The 17,984-nt window shown below is 54.2% G+C and carries 16 protein-coding genes; 9 read left to right on the top strand and 7 right to left on the bottom strand.

Features of this window, described 5'->3' with window-relative positions; genetic code table 11:
• Nucleotides 1–184: 184 nt before the first annotated feature.
• The 6 genes from dksA (at nt 185) to panC (ending at nt 5,297) form a co-directional block, all read left to right on the top strand.
• Nucleotides 185–634 (top strand): RNA polymerase-binding protein DksA, encoded by a 450-nt coding sequence (gene dksA / locus ACTUJZ_RS14325; protein ID WP_463637022.1) that lies wholly within the window; start codon nt 185–187, stop codon nt 632–634.
• Between the two features lie 64 nt (nt 635–698).
• On the top strand, nt 699–1,622 hold the full coding sequence (gluQRS, locus tag ACTUJZ_RS14320) for a tRNA glutamyl-Q(34) synthetase GluQRS (RefSeq protein WP_463637021.1): 924 nt from the start codon (nt 699–701) through the stop codon (nt 1,620–1,622).
• A gap of 38 nt (nt 1,623–1,660) precedes the next feature.
• The gene (gene pcnB, locus ACTUJZ_RS14315; protein WP_463637020.1) at nt 1,661–3,046 is read left to right on the top strand and encodes a polynucleotide adenylyltransferase PcnB; all 1,386 of its coding nucleotides are present in this window, start codon (nt 1,661–1,663) and stop codon (nt 3,044–3,046) included.
• On the top strand, nt 3,039–3,554 hold the full coding sequence (gene folK / locus ACTUJZ_RS14310; protein WP_463637019.1) for a 2-amino-4-hydroxy-6-hydroxymethyldihydropteridine diphosphokinase: 516 nt from the start codon (nt 3,039–3,041) through the stop codon (nt 3,552–3,554). The genes pcnB and folK overlap by 8 nt, the downstream gene beginning before the upstream one ends.
• Before the next feature lie 87 nt (nt 3,555–3,641).
• Nucleotides 3,642–4,436, top strand: a complete 795-nt coding sequence (panB, locus tag ACTUJZ_RS14305) for a 3-methyl-2-oxobutanoate hydroxymethyltransferase (protein ID WP_463637018.1) — start codon at nt 3,642–3,644, stop codon at nt 4,434–4,436.
• Nucleotides 4,437–4,439: 3 nt separating this feature from the next.
• Nucleotides 4,440–5,297 (top strand): pantoate--beta-alanine ligase, encoded by an 858-nt coding sequence (panC, locus tag ACTUJZ_RS14300; protein WP_463637017.1) that lies wholly within the window; start codon nt 4,440–4,442, stop codon nt 5,295–5,297.
• Here panC and panP read toward each other — a convergent pair.
• Nucleotides 5,294–6,937: a pyridoxal-dependent aspartate 1-decarboxylase PanP gene (panP, locus tag ACTUJZ_RS14295; protein ID WP_463637111.1), complete on the bottom strand. Its 1,644-nt coding sequence runs from the start codon at nt 6,935–6,937 to the stop codon at nt 5,294–5,296. The genes panC and panP overlap by 4 nt on opposite strands.
• 343 nt (nt 6,938–7,280) lie before the next feature.
• On the opposite strand from panP, the gene ACTUJZ_RS14290 reads away from it, so the two are divergent.
• Nucleotides 7,281–8,000 (top strand): EAL domain-containing protein, encoded by a 720-nt coding sequence (locus ACTUJZ_RS14290; protein WP_463637016.1) that lies wholly within the window; start codon nt 7,281–7,283, stop codon nt 7,998–8,000.
• Here ACTUJZ_RS14290 and trmB read toward each other — a convergent pair.
• The 4 genes from trmB to pdsO all read right to left on the bottom strand — a co-directional run bounded on the left by trmB (nt 7,997) and on the right by pdsO (nt 11,362).
• Complete coding sequence (trmB, locus tag ACTUJZ_RS14285; RefSeq protein WP_463637015.1) at nt 7,997–8,677, bottom strand: tRNA (guanine(46)-N(7))-methyltransferase TrmB; 681 nt, start codon at nt 8,675–8,677, stop codon at nt 7,997–7,999. The two genes, ACTUJZ_RS14290 and trmB, sit on opposite strands and share 4 nt — an antisense overlap.
• Nucleotides 8,677–9,456, bottom strand: coding sequence for an ABC transporter permease (locus ACTUJZ_RS14280; protein WP_463637014.1), 780 nt, complete (start codon nt 9,454–9,456; stop codon nt 8,677–8,679). The genes trmB and ACTUJZ_RS14280 overlap by 1 nt, the downstream gene beginning before the upstream one ends.
• Nucleotides 9,443–10,378 carry an ABC transporter ATP-binding protein gene (locus tag ACTUJZ_RS14275; protein WP_463637013.1) on the bottom strand — a complete coding sequence of 312 codons (936 nt, stop codon included), beginning with the start codon at nt 10,376–10,378 and terminating at the stop codon, nt 9,443–9,445. Before ACTUJZ_RS14275 ends, ACTUJZ_RS14280 begins: the two co-directional genes overlap by 14 nt.
• Before the next feature lie 210 nt (nt 10,379–10,588).
• Complete coding sequence (gene pdsO, locus ACTUJZ_RS14270; RefSeq protein ID WP_463637012.1) at nt 10,589–11,362, bottom strand: sortase-associated OmpA-like protein PdsO; 774 nt, start codon at nt 11,360–11,362, stop codon at nt 10,589–10,591.
• Between the two features lie 262 nt (nt 11,363–11,624).
• Between pdsO and pdsR the strand changes: the two genes are divergently transcribed.
• Nucleotides 11,625–12,314, top strand: coding sequence for a proteobacterial dedicated sortase system response regulator (gene pdsR, locus ACTUJZ_RS14265; protein WP_463637011.1), 690 nt, complete (start codon nt 11,625–11,627; stop codon nt 12,312–12,314).
• 7 nt (nt 12,315–12,321) lie between these two features.
• On the top strand, nt 12,322–14,490 hold the full coding sequence (gene pdsS, locus ACTUJZ_RS14260) for a proteobacterial dedicated sortase system histidine kinase (protein WP_463637010.1): 2,169 nt from the start codon (nt 12,322–12,324) through the stop codon (nt 14,488–14,490).
• Nucleotides 14,491–14,494: 4 nt separating this feature from the next.
• Here pdsS and ACTUJZ_RS14255 read toward each other — a convergent pair whose 3' ends face one another.
• Together ACTUJZ_RS14255 and ACTUJZ_RS14250 are read right to left on the bottom strand one after the other, a co-directional pair.
• Entirely contained in the window at nt 14,495–15,565 is a 1,071-nt protein-coding gene (locus ACTUJZ_RS14255) for a CNNM domain-containing protein (RefSeq protein WP_463637009.1), read from the bottom strand.
• A 132-nt stretch (nt 15,566–15,697) separates the two neighbouring features.
• The gene (locus ACTUJZ_RS14250; protein ID WP_463637008.1) at nt 15,698–17,377 is read right to left on the bottom strand and encodes a carbon starvation CstA family protein; all 1,680 of its coding nucleotides are present in this window, start codon (nt 17,375–17,377) and stop codon (nt 15,698–15,700) included.
• Between the last annotated feature and the right edge of the window lie 607 nt (nt 17,378–17,984).

Here is a 17,984-nt window from a genome sequence, read left to right as displayed (position 1 = left end):
GCGCCTTGATTTTGGCTTTCGTGCGCTAAAATTGGCGTATTATTCGAGGTGTATTGTTCTGTGCCGATACACCACAATAAAGCATACTTTGGCCCCTCAAATTTGCCCACTGCTGACTATTTTGCTATAGATAATCGGTTATCCAGGACATTTTGTAGGTGTTGTAGTGTAGGAGATGTGGCACATGCCAACAGGAAAAGAACAGAAATCGTTAGGACTTTTAGCATTAGCCGGTTTACAGCCTTATCAGCCTAAACCCGACGAAGAGTACATGAATGAGCCACAAATGGAGCATTTTCGTTTGTTGCTTAAAGCATGGCGCGACCAGCTGCGTCAGGAAGTCGATCGAACGGTTACGCACATGAAAGACGAAGCGGCTAACTTTCCGGATCCGGTGGACCGTGCAGCGCAGGAAGAAGAATTCAGCCTGGAACTGCGTACCCGCGACCGTGAGCGTAAGCTGATCAAAAAGATTGAAAAAACCCTGATGCGCATCGAAGATGACGATTTTGGTTTTTGTGATCAGTGCGGCATAGAAATTGGCATTCGCCGGTTAGAAGCCCGCCCGACTGCGGATTTGTGTGTTGATTGTAAAACCATGGCAGAGATCAAAGAAAAGCAAATGCAAGGCTAACCGCTGACGGTTGCCTGTAGCCGGCGGATACCAGGGGTATCCGCTGCACCCTTTCTGTGCCCTCATGTCTGACCCCAACGCTGTTACTCCACACTCTGCTTATACCGGCCGTTTTGCGCCGTCGCCGTCCGGCCCGCTTCATTTTGGTTCCTTAATTGCTGCTGTCGCCAGCTATTGTGACGCCCGTGCTCAGCATGGCCGTTGGCTGGTGCGCATGGAAGATGTGGATAGCCCACGCTGCGTGCCACACGCCGATCAGTGGATTTTAGACGCGCTGGTGGCCCACGGCCTGCACTGGGATGGCCCGGTGTGGTATCAGTCTGCCCGCGATACCGCGTACCAACAGGTGATTGAGCAGCTGCAAGCTGCCGGTCGCATTTATTATTGCACCTGCACACGAAAAATGATCCGCCAGCAAGGTGGCCACTATCCGGGCACCTGCCGCGGCCAGCAGCGCCCGCTGGATGATGCGGCTATCCGTCTGCACATCGACACGCCGGTGACACATTTTGACGATCGCCTGTTAGGCCTCATCAACGCCAGTGCTGAGCATCCGGTGGAAGATTTTATTATCCGGCGTAAAGACGGACTGTACGCCTATAACCTCGCGGTAGTGGTGGATGATATTGCTCAGCAGGTGAGCCACATCGTGCGCGGTAGCGATCTGGTGGACACCACCGTGGCTCAGCTCAGTTTATACCAATTGCTGGGGGCACCGGCACCCAGTTATGCCCATGTGCCGGTGGCTGCCACCGCGCCGGGTTTTAAGCTGAGTAAACAAAATAAAGCCACCCGGCTGGATGTGCATCGGGCCAGCACCAACCTGGTGGCAGCACTGGCATTTTTAAACCTGAGAGTACCAACTGCCCTTCAGCGCACCAGCTGTGATAAAATACTGGCCTGGGCAGTAGCACACTGGGATATTCGCGCGCTGCCGCAGCGCCGGGAAATTATTGTGGCTGAGCACGAATCCCCTTATCATAGTTAAGACTTATTTGTATCGGAGAAATTATTATCATTACGCGTATGTTTGATTCCGTAAAACGGGTATTTAAAAAATCAGACGAAACCGGCCCCAGTGTGCAGGGGGTAGTGCTCCCCCGTGCTGAGCATACTATCTCTCGTAACGATATCTCCGATAATGCTTTAAAAGTGCTGTATCGTTTAAACAATGCCGGTTTTGAGTCCTATCTGGTGGGCGGATGTGTGCGGGATTTGATGCTGGGCATCATCCCTAAAGATTTTGATGTGGTTACCAATGCCACCCCCGAGCAAATCAAAGGCTTGTTTAAAAACTGCCGCCTGATTGGCCGCCGTTTTCGCCTGGCGCACATTGTGTTTGGCCGCGACATCATCGAAGTGGCCACCTTCCGTGGCCATCATGCCGATACTGACAACCAAAAATTAGGTAAAGCCAGCGAGCACGGCCAGCTGTTGCGCGACAATGTGTTTGGCAGCATCGAAGAAGATGCGGAGCGCCGCGACTTTACCTTCAATGCCATGTACTACAATGTGGCCGACTTTACCGTCACCGATTTTGCCAATGGCCGCGCCGCCATAGCGCGTAAAGAAGTGGCCCTGATTGGCAACCCCGAAGTGCGCTACCGCGAAGATCCGGTACGCATGCTGCGCGCGATACGTTTTGCCGTTAAGCTGGATATGACCATTGCGCCAGAAGCGGCCAAGCCCATTCCGGAGATGGCCAAATTACTGACCAATATCCCGCCGGCCCGGTTGTTTGAAGAAACCCTTAAATTATTTTTGTCCGGCCAGGGTAAAGACACCTTTTTAAAACTGCGTGAATACGGCCTGCTGGAGCCATTATTTGGTCAACTGGCGCCGCTGTTGGCTGATGACAACAGCAAAGAAATGCATTTTGTGTTGCAGGTGCTGGCCAATACCGATGACCGGGTCAACAACGAACAGCGAGTCACCCCGGCATTTTTGTATGCGGCGCTGCTGTGGTATCCGCTGGAAGAGCATGCTGAACAGTTACAGGCTGAGTCAGGCTTAAATGCCAATGATGCATTTAATATCGCCACTGGCGAAGTGATTCAGCGTCAAGTTCAGCGCATCATGATCCCCAAACGCTTTTCCACTGTGATGCGCGACATCTGGATGTTGCAGCAACGTCTGCCGCGGCGCTTTGGCCGCCGCGCCTTCCAAATGCTGTCACATCCTAAGTTTCGCGCCGGCTATGACTTTTTGTTAGTGCGAGGCCAGGTTGAAGGCGGCCGCGTGCTGGAGCTGGCCGACTGGTGGACCGAATTTCAACAGGCCGACAACAACCAGCAAAAAGCCATGTTGACCGCACTGCGCCAAAAAGAAGGCGGCAAGCCTAAAGGTCGGCGGCGTAAATCCGGCAAGCCCAGCAAACCAAAAGCATCAAAAGGCCCGGCTACAGATGCATAAAGAACATGTGTATATCGGCCTGGGCAGTAACCAGGGCGACTCACAGGCTGTATTGCTGTCTGCCTTGCAGGCCATTGATGAACACGCCGATATGCGGGTGCTGAAAGTGTCTTCACACTATGCCAGCACTCCGATGGGGCCGCAAAATCAGCCGGACTTTGTCAACGCGGTGGCCTTGCTGGAAACCACCCTGTCGCCGCAGGAGTTGCTGAGCCAGTTGCAGCATATTGAAACCGCCCACGGCCGTGAACGCAAAAGTGAGCGTTGGGGGCCGCGCACGCTGGACTTAGACATCTTATTGTACGGCAATAAAAAAATGACCACCCCAGCGCTGACAATCCCCCATTATGGGATGGCTGAACGTGAGTTTGTGCTGGTACCATTATTTGAGATTGCCCCGTCTATGATCATGCCCGATGGTCAGCCGCTGGCAGCCTGGGTGGCACGCTGCACGCTGGACGGGTTGCGCCGTCTGCGCAGCTTTCAATCAACCGCAAAATCCGTATAGTTCGCCATAGCAGGCCTGGCATAGTGATAACGTGCCAGGCACCACGATTTGTCACGAAACACGATTTGTCACGAAAAAGGTATCGCAATGAAAAAGGTAACGGTTTCGTCATTACTGAAGCAAAAGCAGGCCGGGCAAAAAATTACCGCACTAACCGCGTACGACGCCAGCTTTGCTAAATTGTTTGATGAGCAACAAATCGATGCGCTGTTAATTGGCGATTCGCTGGGCATGGTCCTGCAAGGTCAGGATGATACCCTGAATGTGACCATTGAGGATATCGCCTACCATACCCGGGCAGTACGCCGCGGCGTGCAGCGCGCTTTTGTGCTGGCCGATATGCCGTTTATGTCCTATGCCACTGCCACCGACGCCTATCACAATGCTGCCAAACTGATGGCAGCAGGTGCCAGCATGGTTAAGTTGGAAGGCGGCCGCTGGCTGACTAACACCGTTGCCGGTCTGGTAGAGCGCAGTGTGCCGGTCTGTGGTCATCTGGGGCTGACCCCACAGTCGGTGCATGTACTGGGCGGCTTTAAAGTGCAGGGCCGCGAAGCCGACAAAGCCCAGCAGCTTATCGATGATGCCAAAGCCTTAGAAGCCGCCGGCATTCAGTTGCTGGTGCTTGAGTGTGTGCCCTCCTCGCTGGCCCGCCACATCACCGAGCAGCTATCTATCCCGGTGATTGGGATTGGTGCCGGCAAAGACACCGATGGTCAAATTCTGGTGATGCACGACATGCTGGGTGTGAGTGCCAACTACATGCCCAAATTTTCCAAAAATTATCTGGCCGAAACCGGTGATCTGCGCAAGGCTGTGCAGACATACATCGATGATGTGCACCAGGGTGCGTTTCCGGCCGCTGAACACAGTTTTGAGTAATCTATGAAAACCATTCAGACCATTGCCGAATTACGTCAGCAACGCCGGCTGTGGCGTGAGCAAAATAAGGTGGTGGGCTTTGTGCCGACCATGGGCAACCTGCACCGTGGGCATCTGACCCTGGTGGATTACGCCCGTCAGACTTGTGATGTGGTGGTAGTGTCCGTGTTTGTGAATCCGCTGCAGTTTGGCCAGAATGAAGATTTGGCTACTTATCCGCGCACGCTGCCCGAAGATACCCAGCAACTGATCGCCCATGGCGCTGATGTGCTGTTTTTACCAACGGTGGACGAAATGTATCCGCGCGGGCTCAATGAGCAAACCTTTGTGGAGGTCCCCGGGATCTCCGCTATGATTTGCGGGGCCAGCCGGCCGGGCCATTTTCGTGGCGTAGCCACGGTGGTCAATAAACTGTTTAACATGGTCGCGCCGGACCGGGCCTTTTTTGGCCAGAAAGATTATCAGCAGTTACAGGTGATCCGCCTGATGGCACAGGATCTGTCGCTGGATATCGATATTCAGGGCGTGCCCACCCAGCGTGCTGAAGATGGCCTGGCATTGAGCTCCCGCAACGGCTATCTGTCAGCCAAGGAACGAGCCATCGCGCCCCGCCTGCATCACATCATGCAAACACTGGCCGGGCAGTTAGCCCAGGGCCAGCGAGAGTTTGACGCGCTGTGTGCAGATTCGGTGCAGCAACTAACTGAGGCCGGATTTCGACCAGACTATGTGGAGATCCGCCGGGCCGACACTCTGGCCGAACCGGACACTGAAACCACCCGCCTGGTGATCTTAATCGCCGCGTATTTGGGCAAAACCCGGCTGATTGATAATCAGGTGGTTGACTGCCCGCAGATTTAACCGGCGCTGGCGGTGTTAGGCACCAGCCGCGCCGCCAGTTTGACCAGCTCGCCCCACAACCGCATCCCTTTGGCAATCTCGACCTGCTCAGCCAGGATATTCTGCAAATCATCTTCTGTGGTCAGCGGGTTGGCCAGTACCACACGAAACACCGTGATGGGCTGGCTGTTAGTGGCCGGGCATTCCAGGCGCGTCCGCGACACAAATGACTTACCGGCTTCACGCTGGGCTTTTTGTACCGCCACCACCAGCTTATCCACTTTTTGATTCAGCTTCACCTTGTCCGCCTCAGCGGCTTGTTGCAATGCCTGCTGTACTTGGGGCGGGCAGATCCGGTAAGTCAGTAGCGACAAAGTCGGCGTGGTGGTCAGGGCAAAATCAGCATGGGAACGGATCATCTCGGCAAAGGTGCGGGCTTTTTCGATATTCTGGTCGATAATCAGCTCATAGCCACGCCGCCCCAGAATATGCAGGGTGGAATACACCATCATGGCCATGCCATTGCGCGAGCCTTCTAAGGTGGTGGCGCCTAAGTCTTTGGAGCCTTCGCGCAAAATATACTGCGCATGATGGCGCACTGCATTGGCATCTTCAGGCTGTTTAAACAACGCCATGCCGGCGCCCATCGGCACGTACATTTGTTTGTGCGCATCGATGGTGACCGAGTCAGCGCGGGCGATGCCGTTAAGTTTATGCCGATTATTGTCTGAGAATAAGGTCGCCCCGCCCCAGGCTGCATCCACATGGAACCAGCAGCCCAGTTCTTTGGCCACATCGGCCAGCTCATCCAGCGGGTCCACATGGCCGGTTTCGGTGGTGCCGCCAATGCCAACAATGGCCAGCACCTGGTTGCCTTCTTCCTGATAACGTTTACCGGCGGCCAGCGCCTGTTCCGGCTCCAGGGTTTGCGCCGGACACGGCAGGGTCAACAATTGGTCACGACCCAGGCCCAGCGCATCCACCGCCTTGGACAGCGAATAATGGCCACGCTTGGAACAAATCACGCCTAAATTATTGATGCCATAATGACGGTAAGCGGCTGTCAGACCAGCGCGCGCCACCCCGGCAAAGCCTGGCTGTGGCCCCAGCAGCTTGTTGCGGGCCACCCACAGTGCAGTAATGTTAGCGATGGTGCCGCCGGAACAAAATGCGCCCAGGGCATGGCGGGCACTGTGCAGATACTGGGCGTAAAAGTCATCATCGCGGCTGTAAATCAGATTGTGCATCATGCCCAGTACCTGGCGCTCCAGCGGGGTAAATGCTTTGGAAGTTTCAATCTTAACCAGATTTTGGTTCAGCCCCACCAGCAGCTTGGACAATGGCAGGTGAAAATACGGCAGCGCCGAGGTCATATGGCCGATAAATGTCGGCGAGTAGGTGTTGACCGAATGTGCCACCAGCTTGTCGAGTAAGGCTTCGGCATGGCTGGAAACAAATTCCGGCGATTCAGGCACCGCGGGCAGAGAAAAGTCTTTTTCCACTTCTTCCAGCGAGGTTTTTTTGGTCACCACATGCTGCGACAAAAAATCCATAATATTGTCAGACAGATGCTGTTCGATTTGTGCCAGCTTTGAATCTTTGTGTTCAGGCTTGGTAAATACCCGATACAAATGCTCCAGACTGACCTGTGCTTCACCCACCACTCAACACACCTTTTGGTTGCCTGCCTTCACCGGTTCCACTAAGGGCCCGGCCAGACATTTTTACATTCAACGCCACTGTTGTTCGTGGCTTATTGTTGCCGCTTTGCCACCCCCACAGCATGTTGATGTTGCGCGGGCAAAGGTGGCGAACTTTACCCCATATTAGCACTAACGCCAAGCAGTAGGCGATGGGCCCACCCGGTTTATATTTATGCGCATTATCATTGTTATCTATAATGCCGGGGGCAAATCACAGTGTTCGGATCAAAAAGCCGGTAAACCAATTGGTTTTAGCCGCGGCTTTGCTATAGTGAATGAAGGCTTTGTGAGGATAGCAGTCATGCCCATACGCGAAATTACTGACCCATTTCGGCTCGAGGACATTGTTCCGTATTTTCAGCCCATTGTCGATTTACACCATGACCGCGTATGGCGCTATGAATGTCTGGCTCGGCTGGTCACCCCCAGTGACAAGGTGTATCTGCCCAGTGAGTTTTTATATCTGATTGAGCGGCACAATTATGTGCAGCAGCTCACCGAAACCATGTTCAGCCAGAGCAGCCGCTATTTTGCTGACAAGCAGGTGTGTTGGAATATCAATATTGATTTGGCCGACCTGCAAAATCCGGCGCTGCTGCGGGTATTAAGCGCGCAGTTAAGCGATCCTAGTCGGGCTGCGCAAGTGAGTGTAGAAGTCAGCGCCAAGACCGCCCTGCACCATCTGTCTTTATTGAATGATTTCATCCGTGACAGTGCGCCACTGGGCATTGGCGTATTTGTGGATAATGTCGGGCGCGTGCCAGGCAATATCAAAAGCCTGCTGAGCCTGCCACTGCGCGGCATCAAGCTGGATGGCGGCTTATTGCGCCAGTATCATAGCAATCCGGCGGTTCAGGAATACGTGGATTATGTGTGTGAACAGGCGGCCAGCCACAAAGTCTGTGTGGTGGCCGAACAGGTCGAAGACGAGGCTACCCTGGAGGTGGTCAACAGCCTGCCCATTCAGTATGCCCAGGGCTATGTGTTCAGTACCCCCAAGCCCAGCCTGGACGAGATCTAATCAGCCTCATCCGGCTGGCTGCGCAATTGCCAGCAGGTTTGCCCACTGGCCAGGTATTTGCGCTCAAACGGGGTAAATGCCTGCTCGCCACTGACCGGCTGAATATCACAGCCCAGCCCGTAGTGGCCGGCGGCCTGAGCAAATTCCAGCAAATAGATAAGCCAGTTACTGCGCACCTCAACATGGGCGGTCAGCGCCATTAGATCCACAAATGCGGCACAGCCGTGCCAGCGCTTTTGCACCTGACTAGCCTTCGGATAGGGATTGGGATACAGCAGATAATGCGCAGCAACCGGCACTTTGTGGGCGACCAGCAACCGCCACAAATCAATCACATCGGCCCGGATCACCTGATAATTATCTACCTCAGGCTGCACATAGTGACTGTGCTTACCCACCCGTTGCGCCGATTTGTCCACGCCCAGCACCAGGGCGTCGGGAAAGGCCTTCGCCAGGCGGGCGGTGCTCTCACCCACCCCACAACAAGAATCCAGAATCAGAGGCTGATCGGTGCTGGTCAGCCAGGGCAGGATCTCATCAAAGGCAGCCTGGGTGTGGGCACTTATCGGGCGCTGGCTGGGGCTTTGCTGATAACGCTTAACCAGGGCATCCAGCTTTTCATGCGGCCCGGTCTGGGTGGTGGTGATGCTGCGCGAATTGCCGCCTGTATTGCCCATTAGCTGCGGATCCCTTTTCCGGTTTTCAGCAGATAGTAGGCAATACTGAATAACACAATGTTAAAGCCCACCAGCAATACCAGCGAGGTAACCACACCGTCGGCAGAATGGCCCAAAAAGCCATACCGGAAGCCGTCAATCATATACACGATGGGGTTGGCCATACTGACCGTTTGCCAAAAATCAGGCAGTTTATCCAGATCATAAAAGACCCCGCCTAAGTATGTCAGCGGCGTCAGCACAAAGGTGGGAATGATGCTGATATCATCAAAGCTTTTGGCAAACACCGCATTGATAAGCCCCGCCAGCGAAAACAGGATTGCGGTCAGCAGGATCACCACCGCAATGGTGCCAAGACTATGAATTTGCGTATCTACAAATAAAAACGACACCAGTGTCACAATAACACCAATTAATAAAGCTCGCGCCACGCCGCCACCCACATAGCCGGCGATAACCACACTGGTGGGCACAGGGGCCACCATCAGTTCTTCAATATTGCGCTGAAATTTAGCCGAGAAAAACGACGAACACACATTGGAGTACGAATTAGTGATCACCGACATCATGATGAGGCCAGGCACAATAAATTCCATGTAGGGCACACCGGCCATGGTGCCAATACGTTCACCAATGATGGTGCCGAAGATGACAAAATACAGGCTCATGGTAATCGCCGGCGGTACCAGGGTTTGCACCCAAATGCGCAAAAAGCGGGTACACTCTTTAATCCAGATAGTGGTCAGCGCCACCCAGTTATTTTGTTTATGCACGGGCATTCTCCTGCTGCTCACGACCGGCTTCCACTAAACGCACAAACAGCTCTTCCAGCCGGTTGGCCTTGTTGCGCATGCTCAACACCTGAAAGCCCTGCTCGCTGAGCTGGGCAAAGACCGGGTTTAAGCCTTCCTGTTTTTCCACATCCACTTCCAGGGTGTGATCATCGGTGACCCGGTAGGTAAAGCCGGTCAGCGTTGGACGCTTGCCCGACTCGGCCAGATCCAGAATGAAGGTCTCGGTGCTCAGTTTTGACAGTAAGGCGCGCATGCTGGTGTTTTCTACAATCACCCCTTTATCAATGATGGCGATATTGCGGCACAAGCTCTCGGCTTCTTCCAGATAATGGGTAGTGAGGATAATGGTGATCCCCTGCTCGTTGATCTGGCGCAAAAATGTCCACATAGAGCGGCGGATTTCAATATCCACCCCGGCGGTTGGTTCATCCAGGATGAGCAGCTTGGGCTCATGCATCAGCGCCCGGGCAATCATCAGGCGGCGCTTCATGCCACCGGATAGTTCGCGGGCGCGGGCCTCGCGCTTTTCCCATAGATCCAGCTGCGCCAGATACTTTTTGGCCCGTTCGTGGGCGACCTTGCGCGGCACGCCGTAATATCCAGCCTGGTTGAGTACAATCTGCAACACGGTTTCAAACTGGTTGAAGTTAAATTCTTGCGGCACCAGCCCGATACAGGCCTTGGCCGCTTCTTTTTGTTGATCTAAGTCGTAGCCAAAAATGGTGGCCTGGCCACCGGTGGGGTTGACCAGCGAGCTAATGATACCGATGGTGGTGGATTTGCCGGCGCCGTTGGGGCCCAGCAAAGCAAAAAAGTCGCCTTCACAAACCGTCAGATCCAGCCCTTTTAGGGCTTCAACACCGCCTTTATAGGTTTTTTTGAGCCCGGAAATCTCTAGTGCATTCATGGTTATGCCTGTGGAAATTGTGTGTGCACAGCGTGTCTATGGCAGTCAGCGTTACAACTGCTGCGCGATGGCTGTGTGAATCAAAGAGTTTTTACAGATGTGTGTGAAATCGCAAATTTCAAGCAACATCAGTAAGAAGAGCAAGCATACCAGAAATTTTGCCCGCGCGGGCGGGTTGCCGGCGGGCGCCGGCAACGGTTTGGCGATATCTTATTCCTGCCAGGCGGTGAGTGCCTCCGGCTGCTGTTGCAACTCCAGCACCACTTTGCGCTGGAAAAAATGCTGATCAGCGGTAGGCGATTTTGCGTCGGCCAGCACTTCGCCCTGCGCCTGGGTGGTAAGTTGCTGTGGGTCGACACCGGCATCCAGTAAATAACGATGCACCTGGGCTGCACGCCGGGCAGACAATGCCAGGTTGTCATCCTGAGTACCGCGCGCATCGGCGTAGCCGGTCAGGGTAAGGATCAGCCCCGGCTCATGTTGCAGTACGCTGGCCAGCGCATCCAGTTGATGGGTATATTGCGGATTCAGCTCTGCCGAACCGGTAGCAAACTGCACCGCACTGCTTAAGGCATACCAGCGCTGCTGATGTTCCAGCAAGCGGGCATGTTGCTGACGGCTGTTAATCAGAGCCTGGTTCAGGGTGGCCAGTTCACTGGCCTGGGTCGCCAAGGTGATATCGGCTTGCTCCAGCGCCCCATGCTTGACCGAGTTATCGCCAACTACCGCGCCCAGCACCCCGGCCACCGCCGCCCCAATGGGACCACCCACAATGGCCCCGACTACCATGCCGGTGCCCAGACCAATGCCAATTGCCTGGTCCTGTTTGGATGCCTGGACCACCTTGGTGGTGGCGGGCTCGATGGTTGAGTGTGGGGCCGGCTGTCCGGCCAGCGCCGGTTGCGCCGAAGTCATGGCTATCATCGCCGCCAAGGTTGCTGCACGAGGTAAGGAAGACGCTACTGAAAGAGAAAAGAATTGCATAATTGTCCTTAATTCAAAGTGAGGTTGAACACCTCATCTAGTAAAACCGGCAATCCGGGCCAGCCAATGGGTCAATTATGGCAATGTACTGACAAGATGAGGCAAAGCTGTCGGCGATCCGTGGCCGAGGGCATGATCCTGTGGCTAACCCCGGCAATTGTGGCGGCAATCTGGCAGCAAAATGGATTTTGTGCCGCGATGGTTGGCGCAGCGTCACGGATGTGTATAGTAACGTCACCTTGTCTATGACCAACACATTGTCATGCCACGAACCATTGCACTTGTCGAAGATGAAGCGGCCATCCGCGAAAATTATCAGCTAGCGTTACAGGCCCAGGGCTATACCGTTCAGGCGTATGGTGACCGCCCCAGCGCAGCGCGCGCCTTTGCCGAACAACTGCCGGATCTGGCCATTATTGATATTGGCCTGCATGATGAAATGGAAGGCGGCTTTTTGCTGTGCCAGCAATTGCGCCAGCTGTCTGCTTCATTACCGATCATCTTTTTTACCGCCCGCGATAATGATGTGGATACCATCAGCGGCTTACGCATGGGCGCCGACGATTATCTGACCAAAGACATCAGCATGGCACATCTGATTGCGCGCATTGCCGCGTTATTTCGACGCAACGATTTACTGGCCGCCCCCCGCGCGCAGTCTGAACAGTTACGGTTGGGCCATTTGCAGGTCGATGTGAACCGCATGACCGTCAGCTGGCAGGGTCAGCCGGTGGCACTCACTGTCACTGAGTTTTGGATGCTGCATGCGCTTATCCGCCACCCCGGTCATGTCAAAAGCCGTCAGCAGCTGATGGATGAATCGCGTATGGTGGTGGACGACACCACCATCACGTCGCACATCAAACGCATCCGTAAAAAGTTTGTGCAGCTGGACAGCAGCTTTGATCACATCGATACCGTGTATGGCATGGGCTACCGGTGGCAGGTCTAATTATCCAATGATGCGTTTTTCGCTACGCGCGCAGCTGTTTGTGGTCTCGCTGTTTTTACTGGCCATTCCCTGGCTGGGCTATAAGTATATCTGGGAGCTGGAGCAATACTTGCGCGCCGGCCAGGAACAAACGCTGCTAGGCACCGCGCGGGCGGTAGCCACCGCGTTGCACGAACGCCCGGCTTTGTTTGATAGCCAGTCGGCCTATTTACAAAATGTGCGCCCCGGTACCGATTTGTATGCGCCCCCGGTGCCCTCGCCCATCCGTCTGGATGGGGCCATGGATGACTGGCAGGCGGTGCAGCATCTGGCTCGCCGCTATGCGGATGAGAATGTGGTGCACTGGTTTCACAGCGCTGGCGACCGTCCGCCGGTAACAATGGCGTTTACCCACATGGTCGGGCGCTATAAAAACCAGCTGTACGCACAGTTTCAGGTCAACGACGATAGCTTGGTCTGGCGCGCCCCTAACAGCCTGGCGGTTGACGCAAGTGACCACTTACTGATTGGCCTGACTACCGCAGACGGCAGACTGCAACGCTATGTGGTGGCACCCTACACGGCGGGTTGGGTCAATGCCTATCGCCTGACAGAAGATCCTGGTAGTTACCGCGCTGGTGCTCCGGCCACCCAGATTCAGGGGCACTGGCGCCCGACGGACACCGGCTATGCCATCGAACTGCGTTTTCCACTGGCCATGACTTCCGGCTCACTGGCTTTTGCTCTGGTGGATGTGGATAGCCCTGGGCGCAGCCACAAACAATATGCGGTAGGCACTGCTAACCCCAATCAGGTGGGGGAGCTGGGCACGGTGTTATCCCCGTCACCGGAAATAGAGCAGATCCTGGCCGGCCTAAAATATGCCGATTCCCGGGTTTGGGTGGTGGATCGCCACAAACGGGTTCTGGCCCGCGCCGGCGATATTCAGCGCGCCGCCGGGTTTGCCGGCCCGGCCAGCCCGACCGCCACCGACACCTGGTGGGACTATATTGAACAGCGCTGGTTGCTGCCCTTGTACTACCACATTCTGACCCGGCCGCCGGCAGAATTTGTAGACGAGCTGGAAGATGCCTATGCACTGGCCGGTCAGGATCTTAGGGCTGCACTGACCGGTGAGGCCCAAACCCTGTGGCGACTGACTCCGGACAGTAAGGCCGTGGTGCTGTCGGCTGCCCACCCTATCTTTATACAGGGCGAAGTGATGGGCGCGGTGGTCACCGAACAAACCACCCATGGCATTCGTACTCTTCGTAACCGTGCGCTGGAACAGCTGTTTCATGTTATTTTGGCTGTGTTACTAGTCGCCACGCTGGCCCTGGTACTGTTTGCCCGTCGTTTGTCCGGGCGGGTGCGCCAGTTGCGCGATGCCACCGAAGCAGTAATTGATGATAACGGCAAAATTATTGGTGCACTGCCAGCCCGCGGCCGATTGGATGAGATTGATGATTTACACCATACCTTTAAAGATGTGCTAAGTCGCTTGCAGCAATACAATTCTTATCTGGAAAATATGGCCGCTCGCTTGTCACATGAATTACGCACCCCGGTGGCGGTGGTGCGCTCTTCGCTGGACATGCTGGCGCAAACCGGTGAACCAGCTCAGCAAGCCTTGTTTGTGGCCCGGGCCCAGTCCGGACTGGGCCGGCTAAGCGGGATCTTAAACAGTATGAGCGAAGCTACACGGCTAGAGCAGGCCATTGATGATGAGCCCAAAGAGCGTTATAACGCCAGCGCTGTGCTGGAGGGCTGTGTCGAAGGCTACCGGCTGGCCTACCCGGCTCGCCAGTTTGCCTTTAGCGGTACCCAGGGACCGTGCCAGGTCACCGGCTCTGCCGACTTGCTGGCCCAATTGCTGGACAAACTGATCACCAATGCGGTGGAGTTTAGCCAGGATGGCGACACCATTACCATTGCGTCCCAGCGCCAGGCCAAACAGTTAGTGCTTACTATCAGTAACCCGGGTCCGCTGTTGCCTGAAGGCATGGCCAGCCAGCTGATGCAGTCAATGGTATCGGTGCGTAGCCAAACTGGCAGCTCTGACACCCCGCATCTGGGCCTGGGCCTGTATATTGCTAACATGATTGCCAGCTACCACAAAGGCAGCCTAAGCATTGCCAATCAGCACGAGCCCGCCGGGGTCTGTGTTACCCTGCGTCTGCCGTTGGCATCAAACTAATGCCTTACTCTGACGAGTCTTGCTGGCTACTGACATGCTTCATCATGCGCTGCTGACGACGGGTTGCCATCATATGGGCAAAGCGGCGCATACTCACCGTGGTATCTTTTTCATCCACGATGTCCACCCCTAGCAGATTTTCCAGCAAATCTTCCAAGGTCACGATGCCTTCCAGGCCACCATATTCATCTACCACCAACAGCATATGCACACGTTTTTGTAAAAACTGATCTAAGATGGCCGGCAGCGGCATGGTGTTCAGCACAGTCACCATGGGCATGGCGAATTGCCTAAGCGGTAGTTCTACTTCTCCCTTGGCCTGGGCTACCAGTAAATCTGAGCGCATCACAAAGCCGCTGATACTTTCAGAGTCGTCGGCTTCATAGATGGGAATGCGTGAGTATTCGATTTTGGCATGCTGACTGAAAAACTGCTCCACAGTGATATCCTCACATACCGAAAACAATGCGGTGCGGTGGGTCATGGCGTCTTTGACTTTCAGTTCATGCATACTGAGCAGACTTTGCATCAGCGCTGCTTCCTGCTGCGCCAGCTGGCCTTCCTGACCGGATAATTCGGCCATCACCTGCAATTCATCCCGGCTCAATCCCCGCAACGGGCTGTCTTCTTTAAATCCTTTGGTTAGCTTTTCCGACATCACCACAAATGGATACAGGATGATCGACAGGTATTTTAAGAAGTAAGCAGTTACCGGTGCCAGTCCGCGCCAATAGGTGGCGCCTAAGGTTTTGGGAATGATCTCAGAAAAAATCAGGATAAGCAGGGTGAGCACTGCCGAAATAACCCCTAAATAGGCATCGCCAAACACCACCGCGGCCTGCGCCCCCGCGCCTGCAGCACCCATGGTGTGGGCAATGGTGTTGAGACTCAAAATGGCCGACAGCGGCTTATTGATATTTTCGGTGAGGCTACGCAGCAGGGTGCCACTGGGCCGCCCTTCCTTTTCCAGCACCGAGATATAGGCTGATGACACACTTAAAATCACCGCTTCTGCAATCGAGCACAAAAACGAAAAGCCCAGTGCAATCAACACATAAATTATGAGTAACAACATTCCTTAGTTTCCGACATGGCAAATACAACATGCCCATTATGAGGATGTGGTGACAAGATACAAGGACAGATAAAAAAACACCGCCTGAAGGCGGTGTTTTGACAGATATGAAAGGGCAAAGCGCCAGGCTCGTTAGGCCTTGGCCTGCGCCTTGTCTTTATTGAAGCGGGCAATCACCGACCAGGCTTCCAGCATAACCAGCACACTGACAATCAGTACCACCGCATCTAGAAAGACCAGTAAATAATTTTCAGCCTGATAATATTCCTGTAGCTTAATGACCCCGGCAAAAAATGCCATGATTAAAACAAAAGTCATGGGGATCAGCGTGTAGCGGGCCGGTCGGCCCAGTTTGATCAGCATGACCGAAATTACCAGTAGAGTAAGGCTGGCCAGGATCTGGTTGGTCGAGCCAAACAGTGGCCAGATGATCATACCGCCGCTGCCCGACGAACCGCCAGCGCCAAAGGCCAATAACAGGCACGATCCGACAGCCACAAAGGTTGCAACGGCACCACTTTTCAGCCAGCCCAGATTATAAATATCGCCCCATTCCTGAATAATGTAACGCTGCAAGCGCACACCTGAATCCATGGTGGTGCCAGCAAACAATACCACCATAGTGGCCAGGATGGTGGAGGCAAATTCCACCGACAAGCCCCAACCGCCGGCAATCAAATTCGCGCCGCCTTCGACAAATGCGTTGACGCTACCCGCGCCAAGATGACTGTAGACTTCATGCCATTCTTCTGGTGAGGCCGCCAGCATAACGCCAGACACAGCAACGATGGTGATCAGTGCCAGCGAGCCTTCGCCCACCGCGCCCAGATAGCCCACAAAGCGCACATCGCTTTCTTTGTTCAACTGTTTCGAACTGGTTCCTGAGGCCACAATGCCGTGGAAGCCCGATACCGCACCACAGGCGATGGTCACAAATAACAGCGGAATAATACTGGGCGTGCTTTCTGCCACCTGAGTATTAAAGGCCGGCGCAGTGATATCCGGTAAGGCAAAAAAGACCGCGCCGTAGAGCAGTAGCAAGCCCACAATTAATTGCATGCCGTTGATAAAGTCACGGGGCTGCAACAGCATCCATACCGGCAGCAACGAGGCAATGGCCGCATAGATAAACAGAATGATGATCCAGTTGGCGGTGTCGGCCAGCCCGAACATGTCTTCCGGCAAGGTAATTGGAATAAAGCTGCCGGCATAGACTGACGCATACAGCACAAAGATTCCCACAATGCACATAGGGATAAGGCTGAAATTACGCTTTAACAACTGGCCGATAACCAGCGCTACCGCAATGGCTGTCCAGGCCGGGAATACCGCATTGGGCTGTGACACAAACGAATTGGCGATGACCACGCCAAACACCGCGTTGACCATCAACAAAACCAGAAACACCACGATCATAAACAAAGAGCGGGTGCGCTTGCCGACCACAGATTCTGATAACGCGCCCATGGACTTGCCTTTATGCCGCGCACTGGCCCACAGCGCGCCCATATCATGTACGCCGGCAAACAGTATCGTACCCAGCACAACCCACAGTACAGCCGGCACCCAGCCCCAGTAGACTGCAATAGCCGGCCCGACTATCGGCGCAGCACCGGCAACCGATGTAAAATGGTGGCCCCACAACACCACTTTGTTCGTTGGGACATAATCCTTACCATCGTTGAGTTCATGGGCAGGGGTGACAAAATCATCGTCAAGCTTGAATATTTTACTGGCAATAAACTTCGAGTAGAAAAACCACCCGATGATCATTCCAACAATACCCAACAGGACTATAGCAATTGACTGCATAGCAAGATCCTAAACTGAGTGTGAAACGGTTATTTATAAATATGTTGTAACATAGCCAGCACCCGGCTCACTAGCATTTTATGGCGCCTGGCAAGGATATGAAGTATAACTGATTTTGCATGTACAAGGGGTAAGACCAAGGTCTCAGAGGCATGATTAAGGGCGTTGACTGATGCATTTTCATGCCATTTTTTAGTGTTTTTGCAGACAAGATGTATGCAGAGGCTTTTTAGGTAGTTGAAGGAGCTGGCAATCCGCCCTAAGTCATCGCGGCGCAGGCCGCGATCTCCATGGATTACTAGTGATGTTGCAGACACCTTAGAATGGCTGGGAGATCCCGGCGTTCGCCGGGATGACTGGTTAGTTAAACCCCATCTTGGTCATCGCGGCGCAAGCCGCGATCTCCATGCATTACTTGCGGTGTCACCAACACCTTAGAATGGCTAGGAGATCCCGACTTTCGTCGGGAGGACGGTATAATTGGGGATGGCTTCGCCACTTTTCTACAGGCACAAAAAAAGGCCACCGAAGTGACCTTTTTTTAGCAGGTTGCTCTTAGATTATTCAATAATCTTAGAAACAACACCGGCGCCTACTGTACGGCCGC

The sequence above is a fragment of the Alteromonas sp. WD8-37 genome (genome assembly GCF_055326825.1).
This window is presented reverse-complemented; position numbering and strand designations above follow the sequence as displayed.